The 6,239-nt window shown below is 60.6% G+C and carries 8 protein-coding genes; 3 read left to right on the top strand and 5 right to left on the bottom strand.

The window, feature by feature from the left end; translation table 11 throughout:
* The first annotated feature begins 31 nt into the window (after positions 1-31).
* A complete protein-coding gene (locus J7E41_RS21995; protein WP_214996188.1) occupies positions 32-268 on the top strand; it encodes a DUF6555 family protein in 237 nt (78 codons plus the stop codon).
* Positions 269-302: 34 nt separating this feature from the next.
* Here the strand turns inward: J7E41_RS21995 and J7E41_RS22000 are convergent, their stop codons facing one another.
* From J7E41_RS22000 to J7E41_RS22010, 3 genes are all read right to left on the bottom strand, one after another.
* Positions 303-473: a metallothionein gene (locus J7E41_RS22000; protein ID WP_214996190.1), complete on the bottom strand. Its 171-nt coding sequence runs from the start codon at positions 471-473 to the stop codon at positions 303-305.
* A 91-nt stretch (positions 474-564) separates the two neighbouring features.
* Positions 565-1,017: a DMT family transporter gene (locus J7E41_RS22005; RefSeq protein ID WP_214996192.1), complete on the bottom strand. Its 453-nt coding sequence runs from the start codon at positions 1,015-1,017 to the stop codon at positions 565-567.
* Positions 1,018-1,021: 4 nt separating this feature from the next.
* Positions 1,022-1,513 (bottom strand): DMT family transporter, encoded by a 492-nt coding sequence (locus J7E41_RS22010; RefSeq protein ID WP_214996194.1) that lies wholly within the window; start codon positions 1,511-1,513, stop codon positions 1,022-1,024.
* A 116-nt stretch (positions 1,514-1,629) separates the two neighbouring features.
* Here J7E41_RS22010 and J7E41_RS22015 point away from each other — a divergent pair, with 116 nt between their 5' ends.
* On the top strand, positions 1,630-2,562 hold the full coding sequence (locus J7E41_RS22015; protein WP_214996195.1) for a LysR family transcriptional regulator: 933 nt from the start codon (positions 1,630-1,632) through the stop codon (positions 2,560-2,562).
* Between the two features lies 1 nt (position 2,563).
* Here the strand turns inward: J7E41_RS22015 and J7E41_RS22020 are convergent, their stop codons facing one another.
* A complete protein-coding gene (locus J7E41_RS22020; protein ID WP_214996197.1) occupies positions 2,564-3,883 on the bottom strand; it encodes an Nramp family divalent metal transporter in 1,320 nt (439 codons plus the stop codon).
* Positions 3,884-3,923: 40 nt separating this feature from the next.
* Positions 3,924-5,477 (bottom strand): DUF726 domain-containing protein, encoded by a 1,554-nt coding sequence (locus J7E41_RS22025; protein WP_214996198.1) that lies wholly within the window; start codon positions 5,475-5,477, stop codon positions 3,924-3,926.
* Between the two features lie 437 nt (positions 5,478-5,914).
* On the opposite strand from J7E41_RS22025, the gene J7E41_RS22030 reads away from it, so the two are divergent.
* Positions 5,915-6,190, top strand: a complete 276-nt coding sequence (locus J7E41_RS22030; RefSeq protein ID WP_214996200.1) for a fructose-bisphosphate aldolase — start codon at positions 5,915-5,917, stop codon at positions 6,188-6,190.
* Positions 6,191-6,239: the final 49 nt, after the last annotated feature.

Consider the following 6,239-nt stretch of genomic DNA (forward strand, 5'->3'; position numbering starts at 1 on the left):
ACTTGAAGACACAAGGAGGGTCAACGGATCCATGAACAACGCAAAGCTTTTCGTCATCGACTACACGCTGCACGGTCAGCCCAAGTCTTTTATCATCCGCCTGGAGAAACTCGACACGCCCGAAGCCTGGCATTGGGCAAGCTGCGATGCCGGTGTGGGCCGAATCGGCCGGTTTGCCCGCGAGCAGGTGAAGAAGACCAGCCCGCTCCAGGCCCAACAATCGGGCATCGAAAATGTGCAATGGCGCCGCTCGGATGGGCAGCTGTAAGAGCGAGCCTGCTCGCCCTTACAATCCGTTCACGCTAGCCGTGGGCTGACTTGGCGCACTCGCATCCAGTCGACGAAGCGCACGGTTCACCATGGGCATGGTGATCGGCGCAGCCCTGGCAGCAATAACGCTTGCCGTCCTTCATCACCGCGTTGTTTCCCACCAGGCAATTGCAATGTGGGCAAGCACAGGTTTGCTGTTGCATGATCAGACTCCTTTTTCGTGGTCGTCCAGGTAGCGGCGAACACCGGCACCTTAAGCAGTGACTCCAGGCCTGCGCCCAGGGTTCAAAGGCATTAATCAGTGCGGGTGCTGCTGCGGTACATGAACACCAGGGCCAACGCCAGGCACAGCATCGCGACAATCCGGCTGCCGGACAGCTCGATGGCCGGGTTGCCGAGCCAGCCGAAGTTGTCGATCAACATGCCCATGCCCAACTGCCCGACGATCACCGCCACCGTCGCCACGGCTGTGCCGACAATCGGCACCGCACCCACCATCACCATCATGTACACCACCCCGAACAACGCGCCGGTCAGTTGCCACTTCGGCACATCGAGCAGGCTGACGGTATGGGTCGGCTCAAAGAACAGAATCAGCAGACCGGTACTGATCGCGCCCACCACAAAGGTCAACAGACTGCTGCGCAGCACGCCCACCGTCTGCCCCAGACGCCCATTGATCGCCGCCTGCACACTCAATACCGCACCGGCGGCTACCACCAACACCAACAACAGAATCAGATTCATCGCCTCAACCTCGCGCTATCAAAACCAGTGCAACCATAATCAACGCCAACGCTATCCAGCGCTCTGCATTGACCCGTTTACGCGCCGTGCCGAACCAGCCGAAATGGTCGATCAACACGCTTTTGCCCACCTGGCCGGAGAGGATCGCGATCATGGTCATGGCAATGCCGATATGCGGCGTGGCCAGGGTCAGTACCACCACGTACATCGGCCCCAGGAAACCGCCGATCAATTGCCAGCGCGGCAAGTCGGTCAGCGCCGGGCCTTTTTGCCGACCGCTGAACAACAACAGCAAAAACAGAATCGCCGAGCCAACGCCGAAGATGCTCAAGGTCGCCCACAAGTGCCCGACCTGCACACCCAGAGGCCCCAGCAAGCCGGCCTCCACCGACAACCCCATGCCGGCGAAAATCACCAGCGGCAATAACAACAATCGTAGAACCGTCCTGGGCTTGGCCGAAGCCGCACCCACACCATCAAGAGCTGAAGCCTGCATACACCACCTGCGTGTCAGAGAATGAACATGACGCGCATTATCCGGTGGCCCAGCTATGCGATAAATGGGAGCATGCAGACAACACCTTTGCGCATTACGCACAGCAAGGAGTCAACATGCAGGGTTTGAATGAGTTGAGTTTCAAGGCACTTCGCCTGTTTGTCGCGGTGCTGGACTACGGTAGTTTCTCCGAAGTCGCCCGTCGTGAAGGCCTGGCGCCCTCCTCCATCTCTCGCCAGATCCAACTGATGGAGCAGGCCCTGAGCCAACAGCTGCTGTATCGCCACACCCGCGCCGTCAGCCCCACCGAAGCCGGACGCCTGCTGGGCCAGCACGCTCGGGTGATGCTGGAACAACTGGAAGCCGCCGGCCAGGCTTTACAGGAGCAGGACAGCGAGCCCAGCGGACTGGTGCGGATCAACGCACCCATGGTATTTGGCCAGCGACATCTATCACCCTGGCTTGGCGAGTTGTGCCGGCGCTATCCCAGATTGCAACTGGATATCCAGCAAACCGACACCTATGTCGACCCGCTGCAAGACGGCACCGACCTGCTGTTTCGCATCGGCGTGCTCAACGACTCCGGTATGCAGGCGCGCATCTTTGCACCCCAACGGTTCCGCATCGCGGCCAGCCCAGCCTACCTGGCGAAGTTCGGCACGCCCCAACATCCCGATGATTTGGTGAACCACCAATGCCTGGCCTACAAAGGTGTGACCGGCCAACAGCGCTGGTTTTTTCGCCGCGATCAGAGCGACTGGACGCCCTACAGCGTCAAAGGTCCGATCACCGGCAACCACGCCGATACCCTCACCCACGCGGCCGAACAGGGACTGGGGCTGGTGGTGTTTCCATCGTGGCTGATTGGCGAAGGCCTGCGCGCCGGGACGTTGCAGGCGGTGCTGACGGATTATGAAGTGGCGACGACCCTGGAACCCCAGCAAATCGCCGCGCTGTGGCCCGGCAGTCGACGGTTGTCGCTCAAGGTACGCACGGTGATCGACTACTTCGTCGAATGCTTCGGGCCGGTGCCGTACTGGGATCGCTGACTCAGAACAACCACTGCCCGATCAACCACGCATTCGCCCCGCTGATCACGGCAAACAGGCTCCAGGCCAACAGCCGCGTCGGCAGGCGATTGACGAACGGCCCCATGAGTTGTTTATCGCCCGTCATGCGAATCAATGGATACAGCGCAAACGGTAACTGCAAGCTGAGCACTACCTGGCTGAGGATCAACAATTTGCCAATGGCGCTGTCCCCCATCAGCCACACCCCCAGAAACGCCGGGATCAGCGCCAGGCCACGGGTGATCAGGCGCCGTTGCCAGCAAGGAATCCGCAGATTGAGGTAGCCCTCCATGATCACCTGCCCGGCGATGGTGCCGGTGAACGTGGAACTCTGCCCGGACGCCAACAAAGCCACGCCGAACAACACACTGGCGAAGGCCCCGCCCACCAGCGGGTCCAGCAGATGGTAGGCGTCCTGGATTTCCACCACGTCGGTGTGACCGGTCTGGTGAAAGGCCGCTGCGGCCAGGATCAGGATCGCGGCGTTGACCAGCAACGCCAGGGCCAGGGAGCCGATGGTGTCGATCCGCGCCAGCTTGACCGCGTCCTGGCGGCTGGCCAGGTCCTTGCCAAACAGCCGGGTTTGCACGATGGAGGTGTGCAGGTACAGGTTATGAGGCATCACCGTCGCGCCGAGAATCCCGATGGCCAGGTACAACGGCGCCGCGTCACTGATAACCGACAACGACGGCGTGAAACCCCGGAACACATCCGGCCAGTAAGGTTTGATCAACACCAGTTCGACAAAAAAACACACGCCGATGGTCGCCACCAGCGCCAGCATGATTGCTTCCAGGCGACGGAAACCGCGATTTTGCAGGGCCAGGATCAGCAACGTATCAAAGGCGGTGATGACAATCCCGGTGGTCAGCGACACTCCCAGCAGCAAGTGGAACGCCAGGGCGCAACCGAGGACTTCGGCAAGGTCAGTGGCGATGATCGAGATTTCCGCCAATACCCACTGGGTGAACGACGCACGCTTGCTGTAGCGCTCACGGCTCAATTGCGCCAGGTCCTTGCCGGTGGCGATGCCCAGCCGCGAGCACAGACACTGCACCGCCATCCCCGCGAGGCTGGCCAGCAACACCACGAATAGCAGGTTGTAGCCATAGCGTGAGCCGGCCTCGATGGCCGTGGCCCAGTTGCCCGGGTCCATGTAACCGATGGAAACCAGCAGGCCGGGCCCGGCAAAGGCGAGGACGCGCTTGAAAAACGAAGCCCTGGGGTCGACGACAATAGTGCCGGCCACTTCCGGCGGGCAGAACGGGGCGGTAGCGACTTTCGGCAGGCTGAATTTCACACGGGTACCCGGCAAACACACAAGACAAGGCCGCAGCTTATCAGTCGGACGCGACCGTGCGCATTACCGTCTCCCGAGGCAGATCAAACGCCTCGACAACTTTCACCACCAGGTCCATTTCCTGATTCAGCGCCTCACGCTCCATGCGCTCGCGAATCACCCCGATCACCAACACCGCCAAGGTGGTGATGGAATACGCCGGCCCGGAAAAGGCCCGTACACCGGTGACCAGCAACATCGCCGCCGCCAGCGCCTGGCCCACCACCGGGATCGCGGTGGCGGCACCACGGCGCAGGATAAAGCCGGTCAGGCCCGCCAGCGCCGTACCACTCAAGGCCGTCGTAGCCGAACGCCCGACGTCGAAGCGATTGAAAAAGCCCTGTTCCTTTTGCGCCGCGGCCTTGAGCTCTGCCTCAAACACTTGCCGGTCAGCCTGGCTGAGTTTGTCCTTGTACTGCTCAATCAGTGTCTCGGCGACCTGGGCTTCGATGTCCGCCAGCGCGACCTTTTCGATAGGTTCATCAAACTTGATCCCCACCCGCTGTGCCACATCCTGGGCCATTTCGCGGTAGCTGACGCCATGGCCGCGCGCGAGGTTCATGAAGGTGTCACCGCCCATGCGCTGCAGCTCCACGGCCAGTTTCAAGGGCTCGCGTACCGTGGCGTCGATCACCGCGCTGCGCTTTTGCGCCATCAACTCGGCGAGGAACTTCAATTCTTCCGGCCGCGCCTGCACCAGCAACGGAAACAGGTCTACATCGTCCTCGGCAAAGCGCACCTCGCTGCTGCGCTGATCGGCACGGATCATGCCGCGACGCTCCTGCAACAGGTCGGTGTACTGCACCACCGTCTTTAACTGCGGCCAATAGGCGGCGTGATCGAATGTGGCCAGATGCACATTGGCCACCTTGGCCTTGAGCGCCGGCGTCACAGGGATCGCATAACGCCCGATACAGCGCTCGGTGTCAGGCTTGAGCGCCAGCGCCCAGTCCTTGCTGGAATGGCAGTTGATCACCCGGCCCTTGAGGGGCGCCGATACCTGGTCCCAGGGGCTGGAGGTACAAATCGCGCCGCCCATCAGCAGCAGATTATTCAACGGCAGCTCACGGGCTGTTTCGGGGTTGGCCAACAGGCTCTTGACCAGAATCCGGGCCCCCAGGGAATGGCCGATCAGGTTGATCCGCCGAACGTTGATGGATTCGCGATGCAGGTAGTTGGCCAACTCGGGCAGCAGACTGTTCGCCACCTCATCGACCCGCGCCTCGACGCTTTTGTAGTGGTCGAGAAAATAGGCAATCGCCTTACCTAACCCGACTGTCGCCGCGCCCAGGGTGCCGCCGCCAAGCATCGAGGCGATCACGTCCTTGAACGGTGCAAACAGATTTTCCAGAAAATGCCCCGCCGGCCAGAACAGCATCAGGTTGGTCGAACCTTCGATGCTCGCCAGTTGTTCGGTGAAGTTGCCCAGCTGTTGCTGATTGAAGAACGCCGAGTAGCCGTGAACATAGAGATTGAGCACTTCCCCTTGAGGCTCGCCACACAACACGAACGTGGGCTTGCGGGTGCGGTGCATTTCATCCCACTGGTGTTGCATGGGGCGGTGACTCCTGGTGACGGTGGGAGGCGATAGTAGCAAAGGGCGCATGGAGGAATTGTGAAAACTGACCGGCGAGACTGTCCATACATATGGATAGCCATGCCATGAATCATCGATTTTGTTCAGCTTTCCACTCAGACTCCTCCCACACCGCCTTCAGGTTGCAGCCGGCAGCCCTCACGCTTATAGTTCGTGCGCTTGCTGGCTTCGGTCAGCAGCAGGGTTTCGCAGCCCTTATAGAAATGTTCTACCAGCACCGTCAAAAGACAACACAGGCCCTTTCGCCTGGGTTTCGTTTTATGGCGGCTGTGCGTGGGAGACCTTCGGGTCTGCCGGGTTATCATTTCTTCGGTCTGCGAACCCGCGCACAGCTGCCACCCATTTGTTTCGCAGCGAACGGGGGCATTTCTCTCAAATAGAAATGAGCTCTTCCTATGATGACCAATGATCATGCACCTCGCTACACCCCCCTCACCCGCATCGCCACCGACACCCCTGTCCTTTTAATCGACAACCAAGCGCCCTTGCTTGACCTGCACGCCTGCGTCAGCGAACGCCTGCGCGCCGCGCTTGGTCTGGTCACCACCCTGGCCTGCACCACGTTCAACGACACCGACGAACGAGACCTCAACACCCTGACCAACGTCGCCCGGGTGTTGCTGCAAGATGCCAGTGATGTGTTTGCAGTGATCGAGCGTCGCGGTTTCTGACGCAATAAAAGAGCCGACAGCATGTGGACTGTGGCGAGGGGGCTTGCCC

The organism is Pseudomonas fluorescens, from assembly GCF_018614655.1.
GTDB lineage: Bacteria > Pseudomonadota > Gammaproteobacteria > Pseudomonadales > Pseudomonadaceae > Aquipseudomonas > Aquipseudomonas fluorescens_BX.

Coding starts and splice junctions, on each gene's coding strand:
- J7E41_RS21995 (WP_214996188.1), top strand. CDS start 32: ATGAACAACGCAAAGCTTTTCGTCATCGACTACACGCTGCACGGTCAG.
- J7E41_RS22025 (WP_214996198.1), bottom strand. CDS start 5,477: ATGCAACACCAGTGGGATGAAATGCACCGCACCCGCAAGCCCACGTTC.
- J7E41_RS22030 (WP_214996200.1), top strand. CDS start 5,915: ATGATGACCAATGATCATGCACCTCGCTACACCCCCCTCACCCGCATC.
- J7E41_RS22005 (WP_214996192.1), bottom strand. CDS start 1,017: ATGAATCTGATTCTGTTGTTGGTGTTGGTGGTAGCCGCCGGTGCGGTA.
- J7E41_RS22010 (WP_214996194.1), bottom strand. CDS start 1,513: ATGCAGGCTTCAGCTCTTGATGGTGTGGGTGCGGCTTCGGCCAAGCCC.
- J7E41_RS22000 (WP_214996190.1), bottom strand. CDS start 473: ATGCAACAGCAAACCTGTGCTTGCCCACATTGCAATTGCCTGGTGGGA.
- J7E41_RS22015 (WP_214996195.1), top strand. CDS start 1,630: ATGCAGGGTTTGAATGAGTTGAGTTTCAAGGCACTTCGCCTGTTTGTC.